The organism is Nonomuraea sp. NPDC001684, assembly GCF_053596515.1.
The window spans coordinates 1-26,298 of record NZ_JBSFGJ010000095.1 but is presented as its reverse complement, the minus strand read 5'-3'; the positions used below and the strand labels follow the sequence as shown (position 1 = coordinate 26,298).

At 71.9% G+C, this 26,298-nt stretch carries 21 protein-coding genes; 13 read left to right on the top strand and 8 right to left on the bottom strand.

Annotated elements, in window-relative coordinates; genetic code table 11:
* Positions 1 to 257: 257 nt before the first annotated feature.
* Positions 258 to 827 carry a recombination regulator RecX gene (recX, locus tag ACWCSD_RS19405; RefSeq protein ID WP_397160766.1) on the bottom strand — a complete coding sequence of 190 codons (570 nt, stop codon included), beginning with the start codon at positions 825 to 827 and terminating at the stop codon, positions 258 to 260.
* Between the two features lie 1,398 nt (positions 828 to 2,225).
* Between recX and ACWCSD_RS19400 the strand changes: the two genes are divergently transcribed.
* The gene (locus ACWCSD_RS19400) at positions 2,226 to 2,588 is read left to right on the top strand and encodes a hypothetical protein (RefSeq protein ID WP_449916555.1); all 363 of its coding nucleotides are present in this window, start codon (positions 2,226 to 2,228) and stop codon (positions 2,586 to 2,588) included.
* A 257-nt stretch (positions 2,589 to 2,845) separates the two neighbouring features.
* Here ACWCSD_RS19400 and recA read toward each other — a convergent pair whose 3' ends face one another.
* Positions 2,846 to 3,940, bottom strand: a complete 1,095-nt coding sequence (gene recA / locus ACWCSD_RS19395; RefSeq protein WP_352323144.1) for a recombinase RecA — start codon at positions 3,938 to 3,940, stop codon at positions 2,846 to 2,848.
* 830 nt (positions 3,941 to 4,770) lie between these two features.
* Between recA and ACWCSD_RS19390 the strand changes: the two genes are divergently transcribed.
* Positions 4,771 to 5,037, top strand: coding sequence for a hypothetical protein (locus tag ACWCSD_RS19390; protein WP_358291898.1), 267 nt, complete (start codon positions 4,771 to 4,773; stop codon positions 5,035 to 5,037).
* Between the two features lie 27 nt (positions 5,038 to 5,064).
* Here the strand turns inward: ACWCSD_RS19390 and ACWCSD_RS19385 are convergent, their stop codons facing one another.
* A complete protein-coding gene (locus tag ACWCSD_RS19385) occupies positions 5,065 to 5,259 on the bottom strand; it encodes a DUF3046 domain-containing protein (RefSeq protein ID WP_352352391.1) in 195 nt (64 codons plus the stop codon).
* 252 nt (positions 5,260 to 5,511) lie between these two features.
* Positions 5,512 to 5,898 carry a VOC family protein gene (locus ACWCSD_RS19380; RefSeq protein WP_352352390.1) on the bottom strand — a complete coding sequence of 129 codons (387 nt, stop codon included), beginning with the start codon at positions 5,896 to 5,898 and terminating at the stop codon, positions 5,512 to 5,514.
* Between the two features lie 185 nt (positions 5,899 to 6,083).
* Here ACWCSD_RS19380 and ACWCSD_RS19375 point away from each other — a divergent pair, with 185 nt between their 5' ends.
* The 4 genes from ACWCSD_RS19375 to ACWCSD_RS19360 all read left to right on the top strand — a co-directional run bounded on the left by ACWCSD_RS19375 (position 6,084) and on the right by ACWCSD_RS19360 (position 14,374).
* Positions 6,084 to 10,859, top strand: coding sequence for an ATP-dependent helicase (locus ACWCSD_RS19375; protein ID WP_449916551.1), 4,776 nt, complete (start codon positions 6,084 to 6,086; stop codon positions 10,857 to 10,859).
* Between the two features lie 57 nt (positions 10,860 to 10,916).
* Complete coding sequence (locus ACWCSD_RS19370) at positions 10,917 to 11,651, top strand: GntR family transcriptional regulator (protein WP_397160773.1); 735 nt, start codon at positions 10,917 to 10,919, stop codon at positions 11,649 to 11,651.
* 91 nt (positions 11,652 to 11,742) lie between these two features.
* Positions 11,743 to 13,557: a gamma-glutamyltransferase family protein gene (locus tag ACWCSD_RS19365; RefSeq protein WP_449916560.1), complete on the top strand. Its 1,815-nt coding sequence runs from the start codon at positions 11,743 to 11,745 to the stop codon at positions 13,555 to 13,557.
* A gap of 70 nt (positions 13,558 to 13,627) precedes the next feature.
* Positions 13,628 to 14,374 carry a sulfite exporter TauE/SafE family protein gene (locus ACWCSD_RS19360; RefSeq protein ID WP_449916549.1) on the top strand — a complete coding sequence of 249 codons (747 nt, stop codon included), beginning with the start codon at positions 13,628 to 13,630 and terminating at the stop codon, positions 14,372 to 14,374.
* Positions 14,375 to 14,394: 20 nt separating this feature from the next.
* On the opposite strand, the gene ACWCSD_RS19355 is transcribed toward ACWCSD_RS19360, so the two are convergent.
* From ACWCSD_RS19355 to ACWCSD_RS19345, 3 genes are all read right to left on the bottom strand, one after another.
* Entirely contained in the window at positions 14,395 to 15,480 is a 1,086-nt protein-coding gene (locus tag ACWCSD_RS19355) for a carboxylate-amine ligase (protein WP_358291891.1), read from the bottom strand.
* A 74-nt stretch (positions 15,481 to 15,554) separates the two neighbouring features.
* Positions 15,555 to 16,211, bottom strand: coding sequence for a M15 family metallopeptidase (locus tag ACWCSD_RS19350; RefSeq protein WP_449916546.1), 657 nt, complete (start codon positions 16,209 to 16,211; stop codon positions 15,555 to 15,557).
* A gap of 12 nt (positions 16,212 to 16,223) precedes the next feature.
* On the bottom strand, positions 16,224 to 17,372 hold the full coding sequence (locus ACWCSD_RS19345; protein ID WP_352323153.1) for an ROK family transcriptional regulator: 1,149 nt from the start codon (positions 17,370 to 17,372) through the stop codon (positions 16,224 to 16,226).
* Between the two features lie 137 nt (positions 17,373 to 17,509).
* On the opposite strand from ACWCSD_RS19345, the gene ACWCSD_RS19340 reads away from it, so the two are divergent.
* From ACWCSD_RS19340 to ACWCSD_RS19325, 4 genes are all read left to right on the top strand, one after another.
* On the top strand, positions 17,510 to 18,829 hold the full coding sequence (locus ACWCSD_RS19340; protein WP_352323154.1) for an extracellular solute-binding protein: 1,320 nt from the start codon (positions 17,510 to 17,512) through the stop codon (positions 18,827 to 18,829).
* Positions 18,830 to 18,831: 2 nt separating this feature from the next.
* Positions 18,832 to 19,845: a carbohydrate ABC transporter permease gene (locus tag ACWCSD_RS19335; protein ID WP_397160781.1), complete on the top strand. Its 1,014-nt coding sequence runs from the start codon at positions 18,832 to 18,834 to the stop codon at positions 19,843 to 19,845.
* The gene (locus ACWCSD_RS19330; protein WP_352352381.1) at positions 19,842 to 20,693 is read left to right on the top strand and encodes a carbohydrate ABC transporter permease; all 852 of its coding nucleotides are present in this window, start codon (positions 19,842 to 19,844) and stop codon (positions 20,691 to 20,693) included. Before ACWCSD_RS19335 ends, ACWCSD_RS19330 begins: the two co-directional genes overlap by 4 nt.
* Positions 20,694 to 20,768: 75 nt before the next feature.
* The gene (locus ACWCSD_RS19325) at positions 20,769 to 22,208 is read left to right on the top strand and encodes a glycoside hydrolase family 3 protein (RefSeq protein ID WP_397160783.1); all 1,440 of its coding nucleotides are present in this window, start codon (positions 20,769 to 20,771) and stop codon (positions 22,206 to 22,208) included.
* 24 nt (positions 22,209 to 22,232) lie between these two features.
* Here the strand turns inward: ACWCSD_RS19325 and ACWCSD_RS19320 are convergent, their stop codons facing one another.
* Entirely contained in the window at positions 22,233 to 23,414 is a 1,182-nt protein-coding gene (locus ACWCSD_RS19320; protein ID WP_387673218.1) for an ROK family transcriptional regulator, read from the bottom strand.
* Between the two features lie 89 nt (positions 23,415 to 23,503).
* Here ACWCSD_RS19320 and ACWCSD_RS19315 point away from each other — a divergent pair, with 89 nt between their 5' ends.
* The 3 genes from ACWCSD_RS19315 to ACWCSD_RS19305 form a co-directional block, all read left to right on the top strand.
* Positions 23,504 to 25,375, top strand: a complete 1,872-nt coding sequence (locus tag ACWCSD_RS19315; protein WP_449916542.1) for an endonuclease/exonuclease/phosphatase family protein — start codon at positions 23,504 to 23,506, stop codon at positions 25,373 to 25,375.
* A gap of 8 nt (positions 25,376 to 25,383) precedes the next feature.
* On the top strand, positions 25,384 to 25,833 hold the full coding sequence (locus tag ACWCSD_RS19310) for an RrF2 family transcriptional regulator (protein WP_352323159.1): 450 nt from the start codon (positions 25,384 to 25,386) through the stop codon (positions 25,831 to 25,833).
* Between the two features lie 85 nt (positions 25,834 to 25,918).
* A partial coding sequence (locus tag ACWCSD_RS19305; protein WP_449916539.1) for a DNA-formamidopyrimidine glycosylase family protein occupies positions 25,919 to 26,298 on the top strand: 380 nt, incomplete at its 3' end.

Here is a 26,298-nt window from a genome sequence, read left to right as displayed (position 1 = left end):
CGACCAGCTCATCTTCGACCACCTCCACCAAACCAACCAACTCCCCTAACCCACCCGGGTCTCCTCGAGCTCTGAACTCGGTGGCAGACCGACGGCCCCCTTCGGCTTCCCTGAAATCCGAACCGGCGACAGACCTCCAGGCCGTCTCCAAGCCCCGAGCGGGAGCGGGGTCCAGCCCCGGAGGCAGCCCCACAGCCCTCCATCTCTCCGAGCCCCGAGCGTGACGAGCTCCGGACCTGGTGCAGGCCGCTGGGGGATCAGGAGAAGTCGTCCTCCAGGTCGATGCCCTCCTGTTCGAGAGCCTCTCGGATCACCCGGTACGCCAGCCCCGACGAGTACCCCTTGCGGGCGAGCATGCCGGCCAGACGGCGCGTACGGGTCTGCGAGTCGAGGGATCGGGTGGAGGCGAGCTTACGGTCCACCAGCCGTCGGGCCGTCTCGGCCTCCTGGTCGGAGTCCAGGCGCTCCACGGCTTCCTTCACGGTCTCGGTGTCCACACCCCGATGGCGCAACTCGGCCGCGAGCGCACGCTTGGCGAGGCCCCGACCGTGGTGCCGGGAATCGACCCATGCCTCCGCGAACGCCTCGTCATTGATCAGCCCGAGCTCGACAAACCGATCAAGCACCTTTCCGGCAGCCTCATCTGGTACGTCCCGCTTACGAAGGGCCTCGGCGAGCTGCGCCCGCGTCTTGGGAGCCATGGTGAGCAACCGAAGACAGATGGCCCGCGCAACGGACTCCGGGTCCGCCGCGGGCGCCGCCGCAGCGGAACTGCCGACGTCCGGCCCATCAGGCAACGGCCCGCCATGCGATGACCCGTCGTGCATTGGCCCGTCGTGCGATGGCCCGTCGTGCGATGGCCCGTCGTGCATTGGCCCGTCGTGCGATGACCCGTCGTGCGATGACCCGTCGTGCATTGGCCCGTCAGACGGCGACCCGTCGGACGGCGGGCCGCCACGGCCGGTCGTGCCTCTCCCGAAGCGTCCGCTCCCCCTGCCGCTCCCTCGTCCAGCGCCCCGACCGCCTGTCCGGCGCCCCTTGCCTGAACGCTTCTTCCCACCCGCGTCCTGCTCATCGCCGAACCAGCTGCTTCCGGCCAGCACCTCAGAATGCCACTCATCGGCGCCGCGCTTCACCTTGGAGGAAGCCTCGCCCTCCGGCCTTCCGCCAACGCCGCCGGGCTCGTACGGATCTTCCCGTTCCCGCAGGCGCTCCTCAGCGACACCGTCGTCATCCTGACCACTCAGCCCAGCCGGCCGCGCGCCTGAGCTTTCCTTTCTCTCCTGATCCCCGCTCGTACGCCGCGGAGGAACGCCAGCGACATCCTCGCCATCATGGCCACTCAGCTCATCCGAAGGGCTTCCAGAGAAACCCTCGCCGTCCCGAGCTCTCCGCCTGCTCGTACGCCGCCCAGCATCCCCGGCAGCGCCCTCGCCGTCATGATCGCCCAGCTCGTCCAGGGAGCTTCCGGCGAATCCCTCGTCGATCTGGGCCTTCTTCTTACGCCTTCCGGAACTGCCCTTACGGGCCGGTTCGGTGCGGGCGTCGTCAGCAAGCAAGTCTGGGACACCGCTGCGGTCGGCAGGAGTCTTACGCTCGCCTGGCCAGACGAAGATCGGCGCGTCGGCGCCCTCGTCCGAGCGCCCTCGGGATCCCCGTCCCCCGGCCCGGCCGCCGGTCCGGCCACCGCCTCGCCCACCAGCTCGGCCGCGATCAGACGGGCTGCCGTCGGGGGCGGCTTCGTCGTCCTGAGCGCTCGGGGCGGCCGAGTGGAGCCGGCCGGGAGAGGGCCGGTCAGCCGGATCGCCATGCTCAGTGCCCGGCCACGTCATGAACACCTCACTGCGCGCCCTGAACCCGAAACCCGCTTCACCGCCCAGCGCAACATCGGCCTCACTGCCCGGCGTGACGCCAGCCCCTTCGCTCAGCCCAACACCGGCGTCACCTTCCGGCGCAACGCCCGCCCTTCTGCGCGGCCCAACGTCAGCCTCATCGCTCGGGACGACGGGCGCCCCTTCGCCCAGCCCGACCTCAGCCTTGTTGCTCAGGCTCCCGTCGGCTTCGCGAGTTGAGCCCGTAGCTTTCTCGTCGGCCTGGGGGCGGGGGTCGCCCGGCCAGTGGAAGGTCGGCGCGGCCATCTCCCGGCCGGGGCCCCACGCCGGGGGCACGACAACGGCCTGCCTGCCCGTGCCCCAGCCCGACACACCCTCGTCGTCCACCTGCGCATGGACGACCACGTCGTCCATGTCCGCAGAGACGACCACGTCGTCCACGTGCGCAGGGACGACCACGTCGTCCGTATCGTCGCGAACCACCACGTCGTCCGCTTCATGGTGGACGACCGCAGCGTCCGCCTGATCGTGGACGGCCATGCCCTCCACGCCAGCGGCCCCGGCGGGATCGGCGGCGTCGGCCAGCCCGTCGTGGGGAGCCGGGTCATCTGCTCTGGTGTGGGTGGTCGGCGAGTGGTCGTCGTCAGAGGTGGGGGGCTCGGAAGCGGCGGCTCGGAGGCGGGCGCGTTGTTCGTGCCATTCGTCTACCGACGGCCAGCCGTCCGCAGCCGACCGGGCCAGGTCGGCGCCACGTGAGCCCCTGCCCGAGGCCGGACGGCCGGTAGCCCGGGTCACCGGCTCAGGGGTGGTGGCCCCGGACATCGACTCGGCCGGGGTGGCCCAGGTCTGCGACCCGGGGGTGGTGGAGGCGGACGTCGGGTCGGAGGGGGTGGCCCGGGGGCCGCGGGGTCCGCGCTTTCTGCGCTCCCCCGAGGCGGGGAGGTCGGGCCATGCGCCCCAGTCCTGGGAACGGGGCGCCTGCGACGGATCCCTGTCACTCATGCGCCGACCGATCAGACGTCACCCGGCTTGGGGGTGGACTTCGAGCCACGACCCGAGGGCGCGGCGGCGGGAGCCGGGACGGCGGCGGCGGGCTCGGCGGGCGTGTCGAGCTTCGGACCGACCCCGAGCTTGTCCTTGATCTTCTTCTCGATCTCGTTGGCCATGTCGGGGTGGTTCTTCAGGAAGTTGCGCGCGTTCTCCTTGCCCTGACCCAGCTGGTCGCCCTCGTACGTGTACCAGGCGCCCGACTTGCGGACGAAGCCGTGCTCGACGCCCATGTCGATGAGGCCGCCCTCGCGGGAGATGCCCACGCCGTAGAGGATGTCGAAGTCGGCGACGCGGAAGGGCGGGGCCATCTTGTTCTTGACGACCTTGACCCGGGTGCGGTTGCCGACCGCTTCCGTGCCGTCCTTCAGGGTCTCGATGCGGCGGATGTCCATGCGGACGGAGGCATAGAACTTGAGCGCCTTACCACCGGTCGTGGTCTCGGGGCTGCCGAACATGACGCCGATCTTCTCGCGGAGCTGGTTGATGAAGATCGCGGTGGTGCCGGTGCTGTTGAGCGCGCCGGCGACCTTGCGCAGGGCCTGGGACATGAGGCGGGCCTGGAGGCCGACGTGGCTGTCGCCCATCTCGCCCTCGATCTCGGCCTTGGGCACCAGGGCGGCCACCGAGTCGATGACGATGATGTCGACCGCGCCGGACCTGATCAGCATGTCGGCGATCTCGAGCGCCTGCTCACCGGTGTCGGGCTGGGAGACCAGCAGGGCGTCGGTGTCGACGCCCAGCTTCTTGGCGTATTCGGGGTCAAGGGCGTGTTCGGCGTCGATGAACGCCGCGATGCCGCCGGCCCGCTGGGCGTTGGCCACCGCGTGCAGGGCGACCGTGGTCTTGCCCGAGGACTCGGGGCCGTAGATCTCGACGATGCGCCCACGCGGGAGGCCGCCGATGCCGAGGGCCACGTCAAGGGAGATCGACCCGGTGGGGATCACCTCGATGGGGGCTCGGGCGTCGTCGCCCAGTCGCATGACGGAGCCCTTGCCGAACTGCCGCTCGATCTGAGCGAGCGCGGTCTCGAGGGCCTTCTCGCGGTCGTTGATAGCCATGGGAGCTCCCTCTGGAGGGTCGTGGTCCGATCAGTCGAGTGAAAGCTACGGCCTGCCACCGACATTTTCTGAGACGGTCGGGGAAGGCGTGGCCGGGTTCGGCAGGTTCATCGTAGCCGAACGGCTGTTCGATCACATCACGAACACGCTGCTGGGATGCATGCGGCGTGTTCAGAGGAGGGCGAGGCCGATGCTCGGACGTCGCTCGCGTTCATGGTGGTTGCCGGCCGATTGGCCGTGGGGTCTGCCCGGGGGGTCGCAACCGTGGGATCGGGCGCGGCGGGCGGAGGTGATGGGGTGCCCCCGCATGGGCGGCTGCCTGGGTCCGGGTCCGACGAACGCCTGTCCCTCGCGGACGAGCGGCATCTGACCCGTCCGGGAAAACGCGGCTCCGGCCGTCCCGGAGAACACGAATCCGGCCCGTCCCGAAGAACGCGGCTCTGGACCGTCCCGGAGAACACGGACCTGGACCGTCCCGAAGAACACGGACCTGGACCGTCCCGAAGAACACGGACCTGGACCGTCCCGGAGAACACGGACCTGGACCGTCCCGGAGAACACGGACCTGGACCGTCCCGGAGAACACGGACCTGGACCGTCCCGGAGAACGCGGGGCAAGCCGTCCTGAAGGATGCGGATCGCCGTGTGGGGAGACGTCACGGACGCTCTTCCCACCGGCGCGGAGAGCGCGGGCACCGGGGCCAGGGGGGCACCGGGGACACGTGGGGCGAGGGCGTTCGCGATCTCCCGCGCGGGTTGCCGCCGACGTGTTGTCATACGCCGTGAGCTGGGGAGACTCCCATGCAGGGGATTGGCTGGGAGGCGGCGAAGTGGCGAGTGGCTACACCGGGGAACGACGCACCCTTCTGGAGGCGCTCGCCGAGTTGCTGCCCCATCAGGGGCTGGTCAGCCGCATGGTCGGCGGTGACGATCCGGTGCTGTGGGTGTGGCATCCGCGCACGCGCCGCCAGACGATCATCTTCGCCACCCCCTCCAGCGGGGGCTGGACGTTGTTGTGGTCGCCGGGCGGCCAGGGCAGCGCAGACGACCTGGAGGCCACGGCGGACGCGCTCCGCCGGACGCTGGGCTCGACGTAGCCCGGACGGGACGTCCCCGACCTGGGTTCAGCGCAGCCCGGGCGAGACGTCCTCCACCTGGCACACGGCCCGCCACACGGTCTTGGCGCTCTCGCCGTCGGCCAGCGCCTGGATGACGGTACGGCCGCCCAGCGGGGCGATCACGTAGTCGCGGGCCCACGACTCGGCATAGGTCTCGCCGAAATGGACGTTCATCCGTCTCCAGAACTCGGTCAGGCGCATGGACCAAGTATGGAATCGCGTCAGGTGTGGGTAAGACATCCGCATGCCAAAGACCCCCAAGTCTTCACCCCCGAAGACCGCCAGGACCAAGGCCAACAGGGCGCGGCGCCGCCGGCTGTTACTCGCGATGCGGCAGGCCGTCCAGAAGGAGAAGGGACAGCGATCGGAGCGGCACGCGGGAATCAGGCGGGAGCCGCGTGCGGGCAGGCCGCGTACGCGCAGGGCGTCACGGCGCTGAGCCGGGACGAACCGTCACAGAACTCGCGCACCGTACATCTCACCGAGATGGTCGGCGAGCAGCTCCAGGCGGGCGCCGTCGGGGTCCTTGAAGTAAATGGAGGCGCCGCTCTCGATCTGGTGCGGCACGCCGGCCATCTCCAGCTTGCCGCGCAGCCGCTCCCAGGTGGCGGGGTCGACGGAGATCGCCACGTGGTGCAGCCCGCCGAGCACCTCCTGGTACGGGCCGAGGTCGAGCCCCGGGAAGTCGAAGAACGCGAGCAGGTTGCCGTTGCCGATGTCGAAGAAGAAGTGGCTCGAACCCTTGTAGTCGCGGTTCTCGATGATCTCCGTCAGCGGGAACTCCAGCAGTTCCTGGTAGAACTTGATGGTCCGTTCCACATCGGACGACAACATGGCCACGTGGTGCAGGCCACGGGCGCTGCTCGACGGCCGGTGCGGTAAGGCGTACTGGCTTCTCAACTGTGCGCGTCGGGTCTCGACGGCGGCATAATCAATGGTCACGGTCGCTGTATGTCCGCCTTGACCCCCACTCAATCACCCGGCGCCGCTCGAATGCGTTTTCTGTCGGTGGCGCGAGGCAGTATGTGCTGGTGAGCTCGCTAGACCACTTCACCCAGGTGACCAGGCAATGGTTCGCCGGCGCCTTCCAGGCGCCCACGGCGGCCCAGGAGGGCGCGTGGGAGTCGATCGCGCGCGGCGACAACACGCTGGTCGTCGCCCCCACGGGGTCGGGCAAGACGCTGGCGGCGTTCCTGTGGTCACTCGACCGGCTCGCGGCGCGGGCGGCCGATCAGGCGCCGGGCGAAGGCATCGCGAAGGGGCACAAGCCGGGCACCCGCGTGCTCTACGTGTCGCCGCTCAAGGCGCTGGCCGTCGACGTCGAGCGCAACCTGCGCGCGCCGCTGGCCGGGCTCAGGCAGACGGCGCGCCGGCTCGGGCTGCCCGTCCCGGAGATCTCGGTGGCGATCCGCTCCGGCGACACCCCGGCCGAGGAGCGCAGGCGGTTCGCCGCCAAGCCGTCCGACATCCTGATCACCACTCCCGAGTCGCTGTTCCTGCTGCTCACCAGCCAGGCGCGCGACGCGCTGCGCGACGTCGAGACGGTGATCGTCGACGAGGTGCACGCGGTCGCGGCCACCAAGCGCGGCGCCCATCTGGCGCTCAGCCTGGAGCGGCTCGACGCGCTGCTGGAGCGTCCGGCCCAGCGGGTGGGGCTGTCGGCGACCGTGCGGCCGGTGAGCGAGGTGGCGGCCTTCCTCGGCGGCACGCGTCCGGCGACGGTGGTGCAGCCGCCGTCCGACAAGCGCATCGAGATCGAGGTCGTCGTCCCGGTCGAGGACATGACGGAGATGGCGGGGGCGCCCGATCCCGAGCAGGTCGAGCCGTCGTCCAGCCGGTCGATCTGGCCCCATGTGGAAGACCGCCTGTTCGACCTGATCGAGTCCCACAGCTCGACGATCGTGTTCGCCAACTCCAGGCGGCTGGCCGAGCGGCTGTGCACCCGGCTCAACGAGCTGGCCTACACGCGGCGGCAGGGCCTGGAGGCGATCGACCTGTCGATCTGGGAGACGCCGCCGCAGGACGACCAGGAACCCCCGCCGTCCAGGCGCATGCCCGCCGAGACGATGGCGCAGGCCGGGGCGAGCAAGGGCGTGGTGAGCGAGATCGTCCGGGCCCACCACGGCTCGGTGTCGAAGGAGGAGCGGGCCCAGATCGAGGAGGCGCTCAAGTCGGGGCGGCTGCCCGCCGTGGTCGCCACCTCCAGCCTGGAGCTGGGCATCGACATGGGCGCGGTCGACCTGGTGGCGTGCGTGGAGGCCCCGCCGAGCGTGGCCAGCGGGCTGCAGCGCATCGGCCGGGCCGGCCACCAGGTGGGCGCGGTCTCCCGAGGGGTGATCTTCCCCAAGTACCGGGGCGACCTCGTCCAGACGGCCGTGGTGGCCGAGCGCATGCGCGGCGGGCAGATCGAGGAGTTGCGCTACCCGCGCAACCCGCTCGACGTGCTGGCCCAGCAGATCGTGGCCATGACCGCGCTCGACGAGTGGACCGTCGACGAGCTGGAGACCGTGGTCAAGCGGGCCGCCCCCTACGCCACCCTGCCGCGCAGCGCGCTGGAGGCGACGCTCGACATGCTGGCCGGCCGCTACCCGAGCGAGGAGTTCGCCGAGCTGCGGCCGCGCATCGTCTGGGACCGCGTCACCGGCGCCCTCCAGGGGCGGCCCGGCGCGCAGCGGCTGGCAGTGACCAACGGCGGCACGATCCCCGACCGCGGCCTGTTCGGCGTGTTCCTCGTGGGTGAGAAGGCGTCCCGGGTGGGCGAGCTCGACGAGGAGATGGTCTACGAGTCGCGGGTGGGCGACGTGTTCGTGCTGGGCGCGACGTCGTGGCGGATCGAGGACATCACGGCCGACCGGGTGCTGGTCTCGCCCGCTCCCGGCCAGCCGGGGAAGCTGCCGTTCTGGCACGGCGACACGGCCGGGCGTCCGGCCGAGCTGGGCCGGGCGATCGGGCAGTTCCTGCGGGAGCAGGCCAAGCAGGGTTCCACCGACCGCATCAGGGAGGCGGGGCTCGACGAGTTCGCCGCGAGCAACCTGCTGGCCTACCTCGACGAGCAGCGCGAGGCCACGGGCTACGTGCCCGACGACCGTACTCTGCTGGTCGAGCGCTTCCACGACGAGCTGGGCGACTGGCGGGTGGTGATCCACTCCCCCTACGGCGCGCGGGTGCACGCGCCCTGGGCGCTGGCGATCAACCGGCGGCTGCGCGAGCGTTACGGCATCGACGTGCAGGCCGTGCACTCCGACGACGGCATCGTGCTGCGCATCCCCGACACGCTGGCCGAGCCGCCCACCGACGTGGCGGCGTTCGACGCCGAGGAGATCGAGCAGATCGTCACCGAGGAGCTGGGCGGGTCGGCGATGTTCGCCTCCCGGTTCAGGGAGTGCGCGGGGCGGGCGCTGCTGCTGCCGCGCCGCGTGCCGGGCCGGCGCAGCCCGCTGTGGCAGCAGCGCCAGCGGGCCGCCCATCTGCTGGGCGTGGCCTCCCAGTACGCCTCGTTCCCGATCGTGCTGGAGACGATGCGCGAGTGCCTCCAGGACGTGTTCGACGTGCCGGGGCTGGTCCAGCTCATGCGCGACATCGCGGCCCGGCGGATCCGGGTGGTGGAGGTCGAGACGTCGCAGGCCTCGCCGTTCGCCGCGTCGCTGCTGTTCCACTACGTCGGCGCGTTCATGTACGAGGGCGACGCGCCGCTGGCCGAACGTCGCGCGCAGGCCCTGGCGCTGGACACCACGCTGCTGGCCGAGCTGCTCGGCCAGGCCGATCTGCGCGAGCTGCTCGACCCCGACGTGATCGTGAGCAGCGAGCGCGAGCTGGCCCGGCTCGACCGGCCGCTGCGCGACGCCGAGGACCTGGCCGACCTGCTGCGTTCGCACGGGCCGCTGCTGACGCCCGACGTGAGCGTGCGCGGCGGCGACCCGTCCTGGCTGGAGGAGCTCGAACGCGCGCGCCGGGCCATCCGCGTGCGCATCGCGGGCGAGGAGCAGTGGGCGGCCGTGGAGGACGCCGCCCGGCTGCGCGACGCGCTCGGCGTGCCGCTGCCCGTGGGGGTGCCGCACGTGTTCCTCGAGCCGGTGCCCGACCCGCTGGCCGACCTGGTGGCCCGGCACGCCCGCACCCGCGGGCCCTTCCACGCCGGCACCGCCGCCGCCAGGTTCGGGCTCGGCGCGGCCGTGGTCACCGACGCGCTGCGGCGGCTGGCCGCCTCGGGGCGCGTGGTGAACGGCGAGTTCCGGCCGGGCGGCCGGGGCGAGGAGTGGTGCGACGCCGGGGTGCTGCGGATGTTGCGCCGCAGGTCGCTGGCCCGGCTGCGCAAAGAGGTCGAGCCGGTCGCGCCCGAGACGCTGGCCCGCTTCCTGCCCGCCTGGCACGGCATCACCGGTTCTGGCACGTCGTCCGACGGTTCACGGGCGGGGGCGGCCCGGGCCATGGACGCGCTGGTGCGATCCGTCGAGCAGCTCCAGGGGGCCGCGGTGCCGGCGTCCGCGCTGGAGACGCTGGTGCTGCCCTCGCGGGTGCCCGGCTACCATCCGGCGCTGCTCGACGAGCTGACCTCGTCGGGCGAGGTGATGTGGGTGGGGCAGGGGTCGTTGCCCGGCGGCGACGGATGGGTGTCGCTCTACTTCGCCGACACCGCGCCGCTGCTGCTGCCCGACCCGGCCGAGATCACGATGACCCCGCTGCACGAGCGCGTGCTCGACCTGCTGGGCGGCGGGGGCGCGCTGTTCTTCCGGGGCATCTCCGACCAGCTCGGGGCCCAGGGCGGGGCGCTCGACGACGCGACGCTGGTCTCGGCGTTGTGGGATCTGGTGTGGTCGGGCCGGGTCTCCGGCGACACGCTCGCGCCGCTGCGGGCCACGCTGGGCACCGGGCGTCCGGCGCACCGGCCCGCCACGACGCGGCGGCGCCGGGCCGTGCTGCCGTCGAGGAGCGGGCCGCCGACCGTGGCCGGGCGGTGGTGGCTGCTGCCCGGTCCGGCCGACGACGCGACGCAGCGGGCGCACGCGCAGGCCGAGGTGCTGCTCGAACGGCACGGCGTGGTGACGCGCGGAGCGGTGACCTCCGAACGGCTGCCCGGCGGGTTCACGCCTGTCTACCAGGTGCTTCGCGCCTATGAGGAGAGCGGGCGGTGCCGCCGGGGGTACTTCGTCGAGGGGCTGGGGGGCGCGCAGTTCGCGCTGGCGGGCGCGGTCGACCGGATGCGCGCCATGACCCCGAGCGTCGCACCGACCGGCGGTGGGCCGGGCGAGGGCTTCGGTTCGCCGCCCGAGATCCCCGCTTGGGAGACCGGCCGGTCCGGCGGTGGGGGGTTCGGTCCCCCCGGCGGGGGGTTCGGCGGCGGAGAGGGTGGCCGGAGCTCGCGGTCCGGGGGCGGCGGGTTCGACCGGGGCGGCGAGGCCGGGATGCCCGGTCAAGGCGGCCGGAGCGGGTCCGGGCGGCGGGCCGTGGTGCTGGCCGCCGCCGACCCGGCCAGCCCGTACGGGGCCGCGCTGCCCTGGCCGCAACGTCCCGGCGACGTCGGGCACAAGCCGGGCAGGAAGGCGGGCGCGCTGGTCGTGCTCGTGGACGGCTACCTCGTCCTGTACGTGGAGCGGGGCGGCAAGACGTTGCTGTCGTTCGCCGACGACGAGCGGCTGCAACCGGCGGTCGACGCGCTGGCGCTGGCCGTACGCGACGGGGCGCTCGGCAAGCTGACGGTGGAGCGGGCCGACGGCGCGTCCATCGTGGAGTCGCCGCTGGCGGCCGCCCTGGAGGCGGCCGGGTTCCATCCGACTCCCCGGGGGCTGCGCCTCCGCGCCTGACCATCGGTGGTGGCGGGCGCTCGGCCGTCCGCCGATTTGTATACGATGGGCGGCCATATGGCTGATGTGATGCGGGGCGCGGGGCGTACGACGCTGCTGGGCGAGGTCACCGAGGAGCTGCGTCGTCGCATCCTGTCCGGTGAGCTGGCGCAGGGAGAGCGGCTGGTCGAGGATCGGCTGGCTGCGCTGCTCGGCGTGTCGCGCAACCCCGTGCGCGAGTCCATCCGGGTGCTGGCGGCCGAGGGGTTCGTCGAGGTCGTCCCGCGGGTCGGCGCGACGGTCGCGCGGCTGACGGCCGAGGAGGGCGAGGAGCTCTTCGACGTGCGCATGGCGGTCGAGGGCCTGGCCGCCCGGCTGGCGGCGCGCAAGCGCCGCCCCGAGGCCGTCGCGCGGCTGCGCCGGATCCTCGACGCGGCCAGGGAGGCCGTGGCGGCCGGGCGACCGGCGGAGGTGGCCGAGCTCAACACCGCCTTCCACCTGGCCGTGGGCCAGGCGGCGGGCAACTCCTACCTCAACCTGATGATGAAGCCGATGGTGCTGCGGGCGCAGTGGGTCTTCAGCCAGACCGCCGCCGTCCGGGGGCCGCACTCCTGGACCGAACACCTGAGCCTGTGCGAGGCCATCGCGGCGGGCGACGAGGACGAGGCCCAGGCCAGGGCGGTCGCGCACGTCGCCGCCGCCCGCCGGTCGTTCCTCGCGGCCGTGCCCCGTACGGCGAACCACGCGACCGACGCGGACCACCCGGACAACGCGGACGCACAGGCGGCGACCGGTACCCCGCAGCACGGGTGAGGCGCGGGGATTGTATACAGTCTCCTGAACCGTCCCCCCGGAGGAGAGACCGTTGTTCACCACCAGACCCGAGCTGACGGGCGACTTCGGCATGGTCGCCAGCACCCACTGGCTGGCCTCGGCGGCCGGGATGGGCGTGCTGGAGCGCGGCGGCAACGCCTTCGACGCGGCGGTGACGGCCGGGTTCGTGCTCCAGGTCGCCGAACCGCACCTGAACGGCCCCGGCGGCGAGGTGCCGATCCTGCTGTGGAGCGAGGAGGAGCAGAAGGTCTCGGCGGTGTGCGGCCAGGGCGTGGCCCCCGCTGCCGCGACCGTCGAGCGCTTGGCCGCGATGGGGCTGGACGTCGTCCCCGGCACGGGTCTGCTGGCGGCGACGGTGCCGGGCGCGTTCGGCGGCTGGATGTCGCTGCTGGAGCGCTGGGGCACCTGGTCGCTGGCCGAGGTGCTGGCCCCGGCGATCCACTACGCCGAGCGCGGCGTGCCGGTGCTCGACCGGATCGCCGCCACGATCGGCACCGTCGAGGAGCTGTTCAGGCACGACTGGCCCACGTCGGCGGCCACCTGGCTGCCGGACGGCCGGGTGCCCGCGCCGGGTTCGAGGCTGGCCAACCCGGTGCTCGCGGCGACCTACCGCAGACTGGTCGCCGAGGCTGAGGCCGCCTCGGCCACCCGCGAAGGTCAGCTCGCCGCCGCCCGGCATGCCTGGTACGAGGGCTTCGTCGCCGAGGCCGTCGCCGGTTTCAGCACCGGCACCGCCTGGCGGGACAGCTCGGGCGAGGTCCACGGCGGCCTGCTCACCGGGGACGACCTGGCCCGCTGGTCCGCCACGGTCGAGGAGCCGGTGAGCTTCGACTACCGCGGGCACACCGTGTACAAGACAGGGCCTTGGGGACAGGGGCCGGTCTTCCTGCAGCAGCTCGCCCTGCTGTCCGGGTTCGACCTCGATGCCGCCGGCTTCCTGGACGCCGACTACGTGCACGTGGTCACCGAGGCGGCCAAGCTCGCCTTCGCCGACCGCGAAGCCTGGTACGGCGACGCGGACGTCCCCATGGCCGACCTGCTGAGCGCGGCGTACAACGAAGAGCGGCGGCGGCTGATCGGGACCGAGGCCAGCCTGGAGCTGCGGCCGGGCGCGCCCGGCGGCCGGGAGCCGCGGCTGCCGGTCCTCCCGGCCGGCACGGCGGCCCTCTCCCCCGCGATTCCGGCGCCCGTTCGTCCGGGCATCGGCGAGCCGACGGTCGCCCGCCACGACGCACCGCCGACCGGCCGCCCGCGCACTCTGACCGGCGCCGGTGAGCAGACGGTGACGCCGGACGGCGCGGTCCGGGGCGACACCTGTCACGTGGACGTCGTGGACCGGTTCGGGAACATGGTCTCGGCCACGCCCAGCGGCGGCTGGTTGCAGAGCTCCCCCACGATCCCCGAGCTCGGCTTCTGCCTTGGGACCAGGGCGCAGATGTTCTGGCTGCAGGAGGGGCTGCCCGCGTCGCTGCGGCCCGGCGCGCGCCCGCGCACCACGCTGTCGCCGTCGTTCGCCACCCGGGACGGCAGGCCGTGGCTGGCGTTCGGCACGCCGGGCGGCGACCAGCAGGACCAGTGGAGTGTCAACTTCTTCCTGGCCGTCGTGCACGGGCGGCTGAACCTCCAGGAGGCGATCGAGGCGCCCATGTTCCATTCCGCGCACTTCCCCAGCTCGTTCTTCCCGCGTGGCTCGCGTCCCGGGGTGTTGCACGTCGAGGAGCGGCTCGACCCGGGGGTGGTGGCCGAGCTGCGGCGGCGCGGGCACGAGGTCGAGGTCGAGGGCCCGTGGTCGCTCGGCAGGCTCAGCGCGGTGGCCCGCGACGGCGCCTTCCTGCGGGCCGCCGCCAATCCCCGCAGCGCCCAGGGCTACGCGGCCGGCCGATGACCGGCAACCGCACGCCCCGCCTGAACGCGAGAACCACCACCGACCGTGCCTCCCGGATGGGAGTGGGGTGGTGACGGTTGGGGAGCTGGTCTTTCTGGTGGGGGCCGGGTTGCTGGCGGGGGCGGTCAACGCTCTGGCCGGGGGCGGCACGCTGATCTCCTTCCCGGCGCTGGTGGCGTTCGGCTACCCGGGCGTCACCGCGTCGGTGACCAACGCGGTGGCCCTGTGGCCCGGCTACCTGGGCGGCGTCGTCGGCTACCGCGCCGAGCTGCGCGGGCAGCGGCGCAGGGTGACGGCGCTGTCGGCCGCCACCGTGGCGGGCTCCGTGGCGGGCTGTTCGCTGCTGCTGCTCACGCCGGGCCGGTTGTTCGACTCGCTGGTGCCGTGGCTGGTGACCTTCGCCAGCCTCGCGCTGCTGGCCCAGCCGTGGCTCAAGCACCGCTTCGGCGGCGCGGCCGGGCAGCCTCCGAGCAGGCTGGTGTACGCCGGGGTGTTCCTGGGCGGCTGCTACGGCGCCTACTTCAACGGCGGGATGGGCGTGCTGCTGCTGGCCGTGCTCGGCATGTTCCTGCACGACGACCTGCACCGGGTCAACGCCGTACGGGCCGCGTTGTCGCTGGTCGTCAGTACGGTGTCGGTGGTGGCGTTCGCGCTGTTCGGCCCGGTGGAGTGGCAGGCCGTGGCGGTGGTGGCGCCGGCCAGCCTGGCGGGTGGCTTCCTCGGCACCCGCGTGGCCCGGCTCATGCCGCCGAACGTGCTGCGCGGCGTCGTCGTGACCTTCGGCCTCGGCGTGGCGGCGGTGCTCGCGCTGCGGTGAAGCTGCGTCGAACGGGCGGTTCAGGCGACGGTGGCCTCGATCAGGTCATCGACCACGTCGGTCAGGTCGTTGCCCCGGGCGTGCACGCGCCGCTGGCGCACCGCCCCGGAGCCCTTGCTCAGCAGCCGTTCCAGGCCCTCTTCGATGAAGGTCAGGTCGCCGGCCTCGGCCAGCGCGGCGCTCACGTGGCCGAACAGCCGGCGGGCCATCACCGTGGCGGGCACGAGCGTTCCGTGCCGCACGTCGAGGCTGTCGCCGACCAGGCCGTCCCGGGCGGCCCGCCAGTAGGCGGCCCGCAGCACCTCCGACGGGATCGGCAGCCCGCGGTCGCCGCGCGCCACCTCCCGCAACGCGGTCACGACCAGGGCCCGGATCAGGCCGATGATCGTCAGGCTGTCGCTCACGTCGAGCGGCACGTCGGCCACCCTGATCTCGACCGTCGGCAGCCTCGGCGACGGACGGGTGTCCCAGAAGACCGTCTTGGGGTCCATCAGCGCGCCCGACTCCGACAGCGCACGCAGCGCCAGTTCGTAGTCGCCGAACGTCGGGAAGTACGGCGGCGCCCCGGACACCGGCCACCGCCCCCAGCTGATCACCCGCCAGGACGCGTAGCCGGTGTCGCGGCCCACGAAGAACGGCGAGTTGGCGGCCAGCGCGATCAGCGTCGGCAGCCAGGGTCTGAGATGGTTGCCGACGTAGACGGCGATCTCCTCGTCCGGTACGTCGACATGCACGTGCAGCGCGCAGATGCTGATCTCGTCCTGCAACGCCCGGTAGAGCTCCTTGCCCTGCTGATAGCGGTGGTCGTCGGTGAGCGGCGGCGGCATGACGTTGCCGAGCACCGGGATGCCGCTGGCCACGACCGCCAGGCCGCAGGACCGGGCCGCCTCGGACACCTCCTTCCGTGCTGCCCGGAGCTGGGAGCCCAGCTCACTGAGGTCGGCGGAGGGCGGCGTACGGGCCTCCACCTGGAAACGGGTGATCTCGTGGGCCACGTCGAGCATGTCCGTCGCGGCGGCCAGGACCTCGGCCGCCCGGGGGGACACGTGGCGGGTGCGGGGATCGACGACGAGGTATTCCTCTTCGATCCCGATCAACGGAACCATGCACACCTCGCTGGGGGAGTCCGAAGAGCCTCCGCCACAGGTTGTGCCCGTGCCGCTGCCGGGGGAAAACCTGGCTAGAAGGGGGCAGGACCGTACAGGGCGGCGGGGGCGCCGGTGGACATGGCCCAGTAGCGGTCGCCGTACGACCAGTGCCACCACTCGGTGGGGTAGTTGACCAGGCCCACGGGCTCCAGGGCGGCGGCCAGGATCTCGCGGTGGGCGCGGGCCTGCGCCGGGATGCCGGCGGCGGCCGTGTAGCAGGCGCCGCCGCTCTCCTCGGGGTTGTCGTTGACCTGGGTGCCCATGTCGTACTCGGTGCCGTCGGGGGCGCACAGGGTCAGGTCGACGGCGGCGCCGGCGGTGTGGGGGGCGACCTCGACAGGGGACACATAACGACTCGCCGCGACATAGGACTCGTCAGGCGTCATGTCGGGATAAGTGGTGAGGAGCTCCGCGCGGTACCCCTCGAAGATGCGCCGCTGCGTGGCGATGGGCCGGTATCCCTCGACGATCAGCAGGTGGAAGCCGTCGGGCAACGAGCTCTCGGCCCGCTCCAGCCGGTCGAGCAGCCCCGCCCGCAGGTGCGCGTACGCGCCGTCGGCGTCGGCCATCCGTGTGTCGACCCGCAGCCGCCCGCGTACGTCGGCCAGCGGCTCACCGCACTCCCGGACGGGGACCGCCGAGACGCGCGGGTCGGAGATGAGGACTACGTCGGTGTCGAGCTGCCACATGGGCAGAAATTCTCACACAGTGTCGGAGAAAACCTGCTCCCGGGCCTGTTCCAGGGCCGCGACCATGGCCCCGCGCAGCACCGCGTTGCCGGTCACCTTGGTGGTCACCACGGTCGGCTGGCTCGGGCACACGCGGGCCACGGCCTCCTCGACCTTGGCGGCCAGCCGCTCGCCGCCGGCCCGTCCGACGTCGCCGCTGAGCACGATCAGCCCGGGGTCGAGCACGACGGCCACGGCCGCCGCGCCCACGGCCAGGCGGCCCGCCACCTCGTCCAGGTAGTCCTCGTCGCCGTTGCGGACCAGGTCGGGCACGGTGTAGCCGATCACGCCGTGCTCGCCGGCCAGGCCGCGCAGGGCGTCGTGGCCCACCAGGCGCTGGAACGAGCCCGACTGCGGCTGCGAGACGTCGGACGGCAGCGGCTCGCCCGGCACCGGCAGCCAGCCGATCTCGCCCGCGCCGCCGGTGATCCCCCGGTGCAGCCGGCCGCCGAGCATCACGCCCAGGCCCTGGCCGACGCCGGCCCAGATGACCACGAAGTCGTCGTGGCCGACGGCGGCGCCGTAGCGGCTCTCGGCCAGGGCGACCAGGTTGACGTCGTTCTCTATCGTCACCGAGCCGCCGAGGGTCTGGCGCAGGCTGGCCAGCACGCCGACGTGCCAGTCGGGCAGGTCGTAGGACCAGCGCACATCGCCGCTGCGGGGATCGACGACGCCCCGGGTGCCGATGACGAACGAGCGGAGCTGGGAGAGCTCGACGCTGGCCGTGGCGCAGGCCCGCTGGACGGCCGAGTGGACCGCCTTCACCGGATCGCGGGCGTCGGACGGGTTGACCGTCACCTCGACAACGATTTTACCTGTGATGTCCGCCACACCGACAGTGAGGCTGTCGGGCAGCACCTCCAGCCCGGCGACGTACGCGCTCGACGGAACCACCGCGTACAGGGCGGCGTGCGGGCCGCGGCCGCCGGCGCGCTCGCCCGCGACCTCCACCAGGCCCCGTTCTTCGAGTCGAGCGAGCAGCTGACCTGCGGTTACCTTGGATAGCCCCGTTCGCTCCCCCAGTTCGGCGCGGGTCAGCGGACCGTCCGCGAGGAGGAGTTCAAGTGCCGAGCGGTCGTTCAACCTGCGCAGCAACCGGGGGATCCCCGGGCTTCGACTCATTACCGCACCCCTCTCGTCACGAATGGCTAACGAGCGTTTCTTTTAAGAAAGTTTCTTGTTAGTTTAACAGCGTCGTTCGGCATTTGACGATCAGCCTGGTGCGGACCGTAGGCCAGCACCCGGGAAGGGAGAACCCTGTGAGGATCGCGAAGATCACAGCCACTACGGTCACCACGGCCGCCCTGGCCCTGGGCCTGGCCGCCTGTGGGTCAAGCGAGGAGCCGAAGCCGTCGTCCAGCGCGGCCGCCCCCGCTTCCAGTGGCCCCAAGTTCGCGGGCAAGACGCTCAGCGTGTGGCGTCTGGGCGACAGCAACCCTGCCGCCGCCAAGTACATGGAAGAGCTCAACGCCGAGTTCAAGAAGCAGACCGGCGCCGAGGTCAAGCTTGAGTGGATCCCGTGGCCGCAGGTGGCGGACAAGTTCGCCGCCGCCGCGACCGGCACCGGCCCGGACGTGACCGAGATCGGCAACGACCAGGTCCCGATGTGGCAGAGCCAGGACGCGCTCACCCCCATCACCGACATCGCGCGTGAGGGCGACCGGGCCCAGATCCCCGAGAACCTCTACGGCTACGAGACGGTCGACGGCGAGATCTACGGCATCCCGTGGGGCGCCGGCGCCCGCGCGGTGCTCTACCGCAAGGACTGGTTCGCCGACCTGAAGATCGAGGTTCCCAAGACCTGGGACGAGCTCGTCGCCGCGGCCAAGAAGATCCAGAAGGAGAAGGGCGCCGGCGTCGACGGCTTCGCCTTCAACGGCGGCTCCGACGCCAACCACCTGCTGGCCGCGTTCGCCTGGTCCGAGGGCGGCGAGTTCGCCGTCAAGGAGGGCGACAAGTGGGTCGGCAAGCTGACCGACCCCGGCTTCCAGAAGGGCTTCGAGACCTACACCGGTCTGGTCACCGGCGGCCTGTCCAGCAAGGCGAACCTGACGCTGAACACCGTCGACATCCGCAAGCGCTTCGCCAACAACAAGGTGGCGATGTACCTCACCGCCGGCTGGGACCTGCCCGGCATCGAGGAGGACTCGAAGGGCAAGCTGAAGGGCGACAAGCTCGGCTTCTTCCCGCTGCCCGCCAAGACCGGCGGCCTGGCCCCGTCCTTCTTCGGTGGCAACGACATCGCGCTGTGGGGCGGCACCAAGGAGGCCGACCTCGGCAAGGAGTACATCAAGCTCGCCACCAGCAAGACCTGGGCCGACCGCTACGCCAAGGAAGGCGGCCTGCTGCCGGTCTACCCCGACACCCTGGCGGCGCTGAACGAGGACCCGGCGCAGGGCCCGTTCGCCCAGGCCTTCGCCAAGGCCAAGGCGTTCCCGGCCGACCCGAACTGGGCCGAGGCCGACGCCACCAAGGCCGTGCTGCAGAACGCGGCGCGCGCCGTCATCGAGGGCAAGAAGGACACCACCACGGCTCTCGCTGACGCCAACAAGGAACTCGAAGAGATCCTGAACCAGTAACGATGGCGAACACGACTACGGTCACCCGGGGCAGGGGCTCGTCCCCCGCCCCGGGGCGCCGCCGTAAGAAGGGCGGCGGGCCCGTCAAGGCCACCGGGATGCCCACCTGGAGCATCCCGTACGTGCTGCTCATCCCCGGTCTGCTGGTCATCGCGGGACTGCTGCTCTACCCGATGTTCCAGCTCGGCGTGATGGCCTTCCAGAAGGTCGGGCTCGCGCAGATCAGGGGGAGCAAGCCGGCCGATTGGGTGGGCCTGGACAACTTCAACAAGGTCCTCTCCAACGACATCTTCTGGTCGGCTCTGCGCAACACCGTGGTGTTCGCCTTCGTCGCCGTCAGCCTCACGTTGATCGTGGGCACCGCGGTCGGCGTGCTGCTGAACAAGCTCGGCAAGAAGATGTCCCTGTTCGTGGTCATCGGGTGCATGTTCGCCTGGGCCGTGCCGCCGGTCGCGCAGGGCGTCATCTGGCGCTCGCTCTTCGACGCCGAGTCCGGCATCGTGAACTGGCTGCTCAACCTGCTGCCCGACTGGCTGGCCGCGCCACCCGCCGGCCAGCGGGACTGGACGGGCACCCCCTGGCTCAACGACACCTTCCCGCTCTACGTCGCGCTGATCGTGTGCGTGGTGTGGGCCGGGTTCCCGTTCATCGCGGTCTCGGTGCTGGCGGGGCTCAAGGGCATCCCGTCCGAGCTGTACGAGGCGGCCAAGGTCGACGGCTCGGGGGCGTGGCGGACGTTCAGGAAGATCACCCTGCCGCTGCTCAAGCCGGTCTTCGCCGTCCTGACGATCCTGTCGATCATCTGGGACTTCAAGGTCTTCAGCCAGCTCTACGTGCTGATGAACGGCCCGACCAACCGCGACGGTTTCAACCTGTCGATGTACGCGGTCGCGGAGGCGTTCAAGCCCCCGCAGAAGCTGGGCACGGGCGCGGCGATCTCCATCGTGCTGACGATCATCCTGCTCATCATCACCGTCGCGTACGTCCGGCAGATCGTGAAGCAGGAGGAGATGTGAACGCGCTGGCCCGCAAGAAGCTCGGGAAGATCCTCCTGAACACGGCCGGTGTGCTGGTCTTCCTCTACGCGGTCTTCCCCGTCTACTGGATGGTCTCCACCGGCTTCAAGGAGAACGACCAGATCTTCACGACGGAGTTCATCCCGTTCCCGACGCACTTCACCTTCGACCACTTCGCGCGGGTGCTGACCGAGGGCGTGGCGAACAACTCCATCTGGCTCTACATGCGCAACAGCGCGATCGTGGCGCTCGGCACCGTGCTCATCGGCTCGGTCTTCGCGCTGCTGTCGGCCACGGCCATCGCCCGCTTCCGCTTCAAGGGGCGTGGCACGTTCCTGGTCATCCTGCTGATCGTGCAGATGTTGCCGGCCGAGGGCCTGCTCATCCCGCTGTACATGATGGTCAAGCGGGTCGGCCTCGGTGACCAGCTCATCGGGCTGATCATCACCCAGGTCGCGCTGACGCTGCCGTTCGGCATCTGGATGTTGCGCACGTTCGTGGCCGCGGTGCCGCGGACGCTGGAGGAGGCGGCCTGGATCGACGGCGCGAGCCGCCTGACCACGTTCTGGAAGGTGCTGTTCCCGCTGGTCGCGCCGGGGTTGGTGGCCACGAGCATCTTCTCGTTCATCACCGCCTGGAACGATCTGGTGTTCGCCCTCTACCTGATGTCGGGTTCCGAGGGCTACACGATGCCGGTCGCCCTGCAGTACTTCTTCGGCCAGAAGGGCGTCGACTGGGGCGCGATCATGGCCGGTTCCACCCTGATGACCCTTCCGGTGGTCGTCTTCTTCCTGCTGGTACAACGCCGCATGGTCGCCGGTCTCACCGCCGGGGCCGTGAAGGGGTAACAGGCACTGATCCTCGTACGGCTCGGCTGGTCCGGGCCGTACCCGATCGTGCCTTCATTCAAGTGATGAGGAGCCATGAGTCAGAGTGATCGGGGGCTGCGTCGCCTCGCGGCCGGCACGCTGCTCGTCGCCTTCCAGGGCACCACGGCGCCCGACTGGGTGCTGCGTGAGCTGGACAACGGCCTGGGCGGCGTGACGCTCTTCGGGTTCAACGTCGCCGGTCCCGACCAGGTCAGGTCGCTCACCACGACGTTGCGCGCCTCGGCCGAGCCCGTCATCTCGCTCGACGAGGAGGGCGGGGACGTCACCAGGCTGGCCTACCACGTCGGCAGCCCGTACCCGGGGAACGCGGCGCTGGGGGCGGTCGACGACGTGGACCTGACCTGCCGGGTCTACGCGGCGATCGGGTCCGAGCTGGCCGCGTGCGGCATCAACCTGGACCTCGCGCCGAGCGCGGACGTCAACACCGAGGCCGACAACCCGGTGATCGGGACCAGGTCCTTCGGCGCCGACCCGGCGCTGGTGGCCAGGCACACGGTCGCGGCGGTCAACGGGCTGCAGTCGGTGAACGTGGCCGCCTGCGTCAAGCACTTCCCCGGCCACGGCGCCACCCGGGTGGACTCCCACCTGGCCGTGCCCGTCGTGGACGTCGGCCTGGACGTGCTGCGCGCCCGCGAGCTCGCGCCGTTCCGGGCGGCCATCGAGGCCGGCGCCAAGACCGTGATGACCGCCCACGTGGCGGTTCCGGTGGTGACCGGGGACACTCCGGCCACCCTGTCACCCGCCGCTCTGACCGGGCTCCTCAGGGGCGAGCTCGGCTACGACGGCGTGGTGATCACGGACGCGCTGGACATGCACGCGATCACCAAGAGCGTCGGCCTGGCCAACGGCGCCGTGCTCACGCTCGCGGCCGGGGCGGACCTGATCTGCCTCGGCCCGATCCCCGGCGAGGACGACGTCCAGCGGGTCATCGGGGAGATCGTGGCCGCGGTGACCGAGGGCCGCCTGCCGGCCGCCAGGCTGGAGGAGGCGGCCGACCGCGTGGGGGCGCTGCGGGCCTGGTTCGGCACGCCCGAGGTGATCGCGGCCGAGCAGAACGGGGTCGGCCTGCACGCCGCCCGCCGCGCCGTGCGGCTGACCGGCGAGACGGAACCCCTGGTGGAACCCCTGGTGATCGAGGTGGACACCCCGCCCACGATCGCCGTGGGGAACGTGCCATGGGGGGTCGGCCCGTGGCTGCCGGACGCCGAGATCGTCCGCGTCGAGCCCGCGGCCGCCGACGTCCCCGCCCTGCTGGCCAAGGCCGCGAACCGGTCGCTGGTCATCGTGGTGAAGGACGCCCACCGCTACCAGGCGAGCCAGGAACTGGTCTCCGCTCTGGTGGCGGCCCGCCAGGACGCGACGGTGATCGAGATGGGCCTGCCCGTCTGGCGGCCCGACAGCGCCGCCTACATCGCCACGTACGGCGCGGCCAGGGCCAACGCCCAGGCCGCCGTGGAACTGATCACCGCCTGAGGCGAACAGCCCAGGCCCGCCGGATCAGGGCGTGAGGAGCTCTTCGCGCGCCTGGTCCAGGGCGGCCAGCACCGCGCCGCGCAGCACCGGGTTGGCGTGGGCGACCGCCGTGGTGACCACCTGCGGCCGCACCGGGCAGATCCGCGCCACGGCCTCCTCCACCCTGGAGGTCAGCGCGGATCCCCCGGCGTGGCCCACCTCCCCGGCCAGCACGACCAGCCCCGGGTCGAGGATCACGCAGACCGCCGCCACGCCCAGCGCCAGCCGGTGGGCGATCTCGTCGAGCATCGGCTCACCGCGAGACCCGGCCGCCACCGCGACCTCGACGCACTCGCCGGCGCTGTCGGCCGTGAAACCGTAGCCGCGGGCCAGCTCGGCCACCGCCTCGGCGCTCACCAGCGACTGCAGGCCGCCCGCCAGCGACGGCAACCGGCCCGGCTTGGTGCGGATGTCCTCCGGCAGCGGCACGCCGGGCACCGGCAGGTAGCCGATCTCCCCCGCGCTGCCCGAACGCCCCCGGTGGAGCTTGCCGCCCAGCATGACGGCCATGCCGAGGCCCCGGCTCGCCCACACCAGCACGAAGTCGTCGACGCCCTTGGCCGCGCCGTCGGCGTACTCGGCGATGGCGGCCAGGTTCACGTCGTTCTCGATCGTCACCTCGCGCCGCAGGTCGCCGGCGAGCGCCTCGTGGATGCCCTCGTGCCAGCCCGGCAGGTCGAAGGAGAAACGCACGTCGCCGCTGCGCGGATCGACCACGCCCGGGGTGCCGATCACCACGCCGCGCAGCTTGGCCAGGCTGACCTTCGCGCTGCGGCACGCCTTGACGATCGCGCCGTGCACGGCGGCCACCGGGTCGTCGTGGCCGCCGGGATCGACGGTGACCTCGGCGATGGTGCGGCCGTGGATGTCGGCGACGGCGGTGGAGATGAGCTCGGGCCCGACCTCCAGACCGGCCACGTACGCGCTGGAGGGGATGACCGAGTAGAGCGCCGCGTTCGGCCCCCTGCCGCCCGCCTGCGCGCCCACCACCTCGACCAGGCCGCGCTCCTCCAGCCGCGCGAGCGTCTGGGAGGCGGTGACCTTGGACAGACCGGTCAGGTCGCCGATCTGCCCCCTCGTCATGGGGCCGGTGGCCAGCAACAGCTCCAGTGCGGCCCGATCGTTGATCTCCCGGAGAAGTCTGGGCACACCAGGACGACGCTCCACGCTGATTCCCACCGTCAATTCGAAAAGGTTGTTGGAAGTTTAGCGTCCCAGCTCTTGCATATCATCGGAGCCGAACACGAGGATGCCTCATGACAATCCCCCGCGGCCCGGCGATCATGCTCGCGCTGGGCCTCGTGCTGCTGCTGGACGTGTTGAGAGTCTTCCTCCCGTCGTTGATCACCCTGTTCGGCCGGGCGGGCGAGACGCCGCCGGAGCTGATGGGCCTCTACGCCGCCGCCTGGTTCATCCTGCCTTTCCTGGCGCTGTTAGCCAAGCCGCGCCACGCTCTGCTCGGCGGCGCCGCGGCGCTGGTCCTCACCAGGATCCTGCTGCAGGCGGGCGTGAGCCAGCTCTACGTCGCCTCCGCCGGCGTCACCGCGGGCCTGGTGTTCCTGTACGGCTGCGCCCACACCGTCCCGCGCCGGGCCGTCCCCGTCGGCGTCATGGGTGGACTGAGCCTGTCGCTGAGCGTGCACCTGCTGCTGGACGGCGTGGACCTGGTCTGGCGCGACGGCCTGGTCCCGTGGCTGGCGGCGCTCTGCGTCTGCGCCGCCTTCCTGAGCCTCCTCCGCCCGCCGGCCGCCGAGGTGGACCGCGCGCCCGCGCTGACGTGGTTCCTGCTCGGCCCGGCGATGCTGCTGACCGGCGTCGCCGCCACGGGCTGGGCCAAGCCGGAACAGAGCCCGACCGACCTGTGGCAGGTGCTGGCGGGCACCGGCCTGCTCGCCGCCGTCCTGGTCATGGCCGTTGTGCAGGCCGCCCGCCCGCCGCTGTCGCCGGTCTTCGATCTCATGATCGGGGTCCTGCTGGTGGCCTTCACGGTGCTCTTCACCCTGTCGGCGCCCTACGTCGCCGTGCTGCTGATCGGCTGGCTCGGCGCCCTGCTCGCCGGAACCGCGCGGCCCGACTATCCCGCCGGGCGACGTCCTGGTGTGGCCGTGCTCGGAGGCGGGCTGGTCTTCTTCGTCGGGCTGTTCGTCTACTACGCGGCCTACGACATGAACCTCGGCTTCCCCAACAGCCAGATCCTCGTGGCGGTGGCGGTGCTGGTGGCCGCCCTCAGCGTGATCACGGCCCTGGTCCGGCACTCGCCGCCGCCGGCCGGGCCGGTCCGCCTCAGCTGGCTGCCACCGGCGGTCGCCGTGCTGCTGGTGGGGCTCGTCACGCTCGGGACGCCGTCCGCGCCGCCCGTACGGCCCAAGCAGGGCGACACCTTCACCCTGATCGCCTACAACATCCGCATGGGCTACGGCCTGGACGGCCGCCTGTCGCTCGACAAGATCGGGGCGTGGGCCGCCGCCCAGAAGCCCGACGTCGTGCTGCTCAGCGAGGTGGACCGCGGCTGGCTGCTCAACGGCGGCCACGACGACCTGGCCAGGATCGCCCGCCGCCTCGGCATGCGCTACCACTTCGCGCCCGCCGCCGACCAGGTGTGGGGCGACGCGCTGCTCACCAACCTCCCGGTCAAGCAGGTGCACTCCCACCCGCTGGGCGCCCACGACTACCCGACGGGGGCGCAGGCCCAGACGGTCGTCCTGGAGGTCGGCGGCAGAGAGGTGGGCATCGTCAACACCCATCTGCAGGCTCCCGAGGGCCAGGCGCCCGAGGTCGCCGCGATCGCCCGCGCCCTGGCCGCCGGCCGGGACGCCGACGAGGCCGGACACAGCGCGGCCGGAGCCGGGGAGCAGGTGAGGCGACCGGTGATCCTGGCGGGCGACCTCAACACCCGGCCCACCGATCCGGCCATGGAGGTGCTGAAGGCGGCCGGTCTGAGCGACCCGCTGACCGCGTTCGGGGACCCGCCGACCTCGCCCGCCGACGCCCCCAAGGAGCGTATCGACCACGTGCTGCTCACCAAGGGATTGACCGCGATTTCTGGGCAGGCGCCGCGGTTGCCGTATTCGGATCACCTGCCCGTTCTGACGACCTTGCGCCTAACCAGTGTTGACCAGGAGGGATAATCGAGAACATGCGCCTTTCCGCTCGTGTCGACTACGCCCTCCGTGCCGCCGCTGAACTCGCCGCAGCCGGCGCGGGTCCGACTACCGTGGGTGAGCTCGCCAAGGAACAGGACATGCCTCCCAAATACCTGGAGAACATCCTGCTCCAGATGCGCCGCGCCGGCCTGGTGCGCGGCCAGCGGGGTCCCGAGGGCGGCTACGTGCTGGCCCGGCCCGCCGCGAACATCTCGCTCGCCGACGTGATCAGGGCCGTCGACGGGCCGCTGGCCAATGTGCGGGGCGAGCGTCCCGAACATGTCGGCTACCGGGGTCCGGCCGAGTCGTTGCAGCAGGTGTGGATCGCGTTGCGCGCCACCGAGCGGGCCATCCTGGAGGAGGTCACGCTCGAGCAGGTCGCCACGGGCAGCCTTCCCGAGCGCGTCCGCCAGCTCGCCGCCGACCCCGCCGCCTGGGACTGACGACCGCCGGCCGGGCCCGGCGGCGGGCGCCCTCGGGCCCCACGGCCGCCGTCCCGGCCGGGAGGCGGGTACCTAGACTGGAGGGATGCCCGAGGGAGACGCCGTCTACCGCACCGCGGCGCGCCTGCGCGGCGCGCTCGACGGCCGCGTGCTGACCAGGTCGGACTTCCGCGTCCCGCGGCACGCCACCGCGGACCTGAGAGGCCGTGCGGTGCTCACCACCGTCTCCAGGGGCAAACATCTGCTGACCCGGGTCGAGGGCGGCCTGACCGTGCACACCCACCTGCGCATGGACGGAAGCTGGCGGGTCATGCCCGCGGGGCGGCGCACGGCCGGCGGCGACCAGGTGCGGCTGATCCTGGCCAACGAGGAGTGGCAGGCGGTGGGGATCAAGCTCGGCATGGTCGACCTGGTCACGACCGCCGACGAGGAGCGCCTGGTGGGGCACCTGGGGCCGGACCTGCT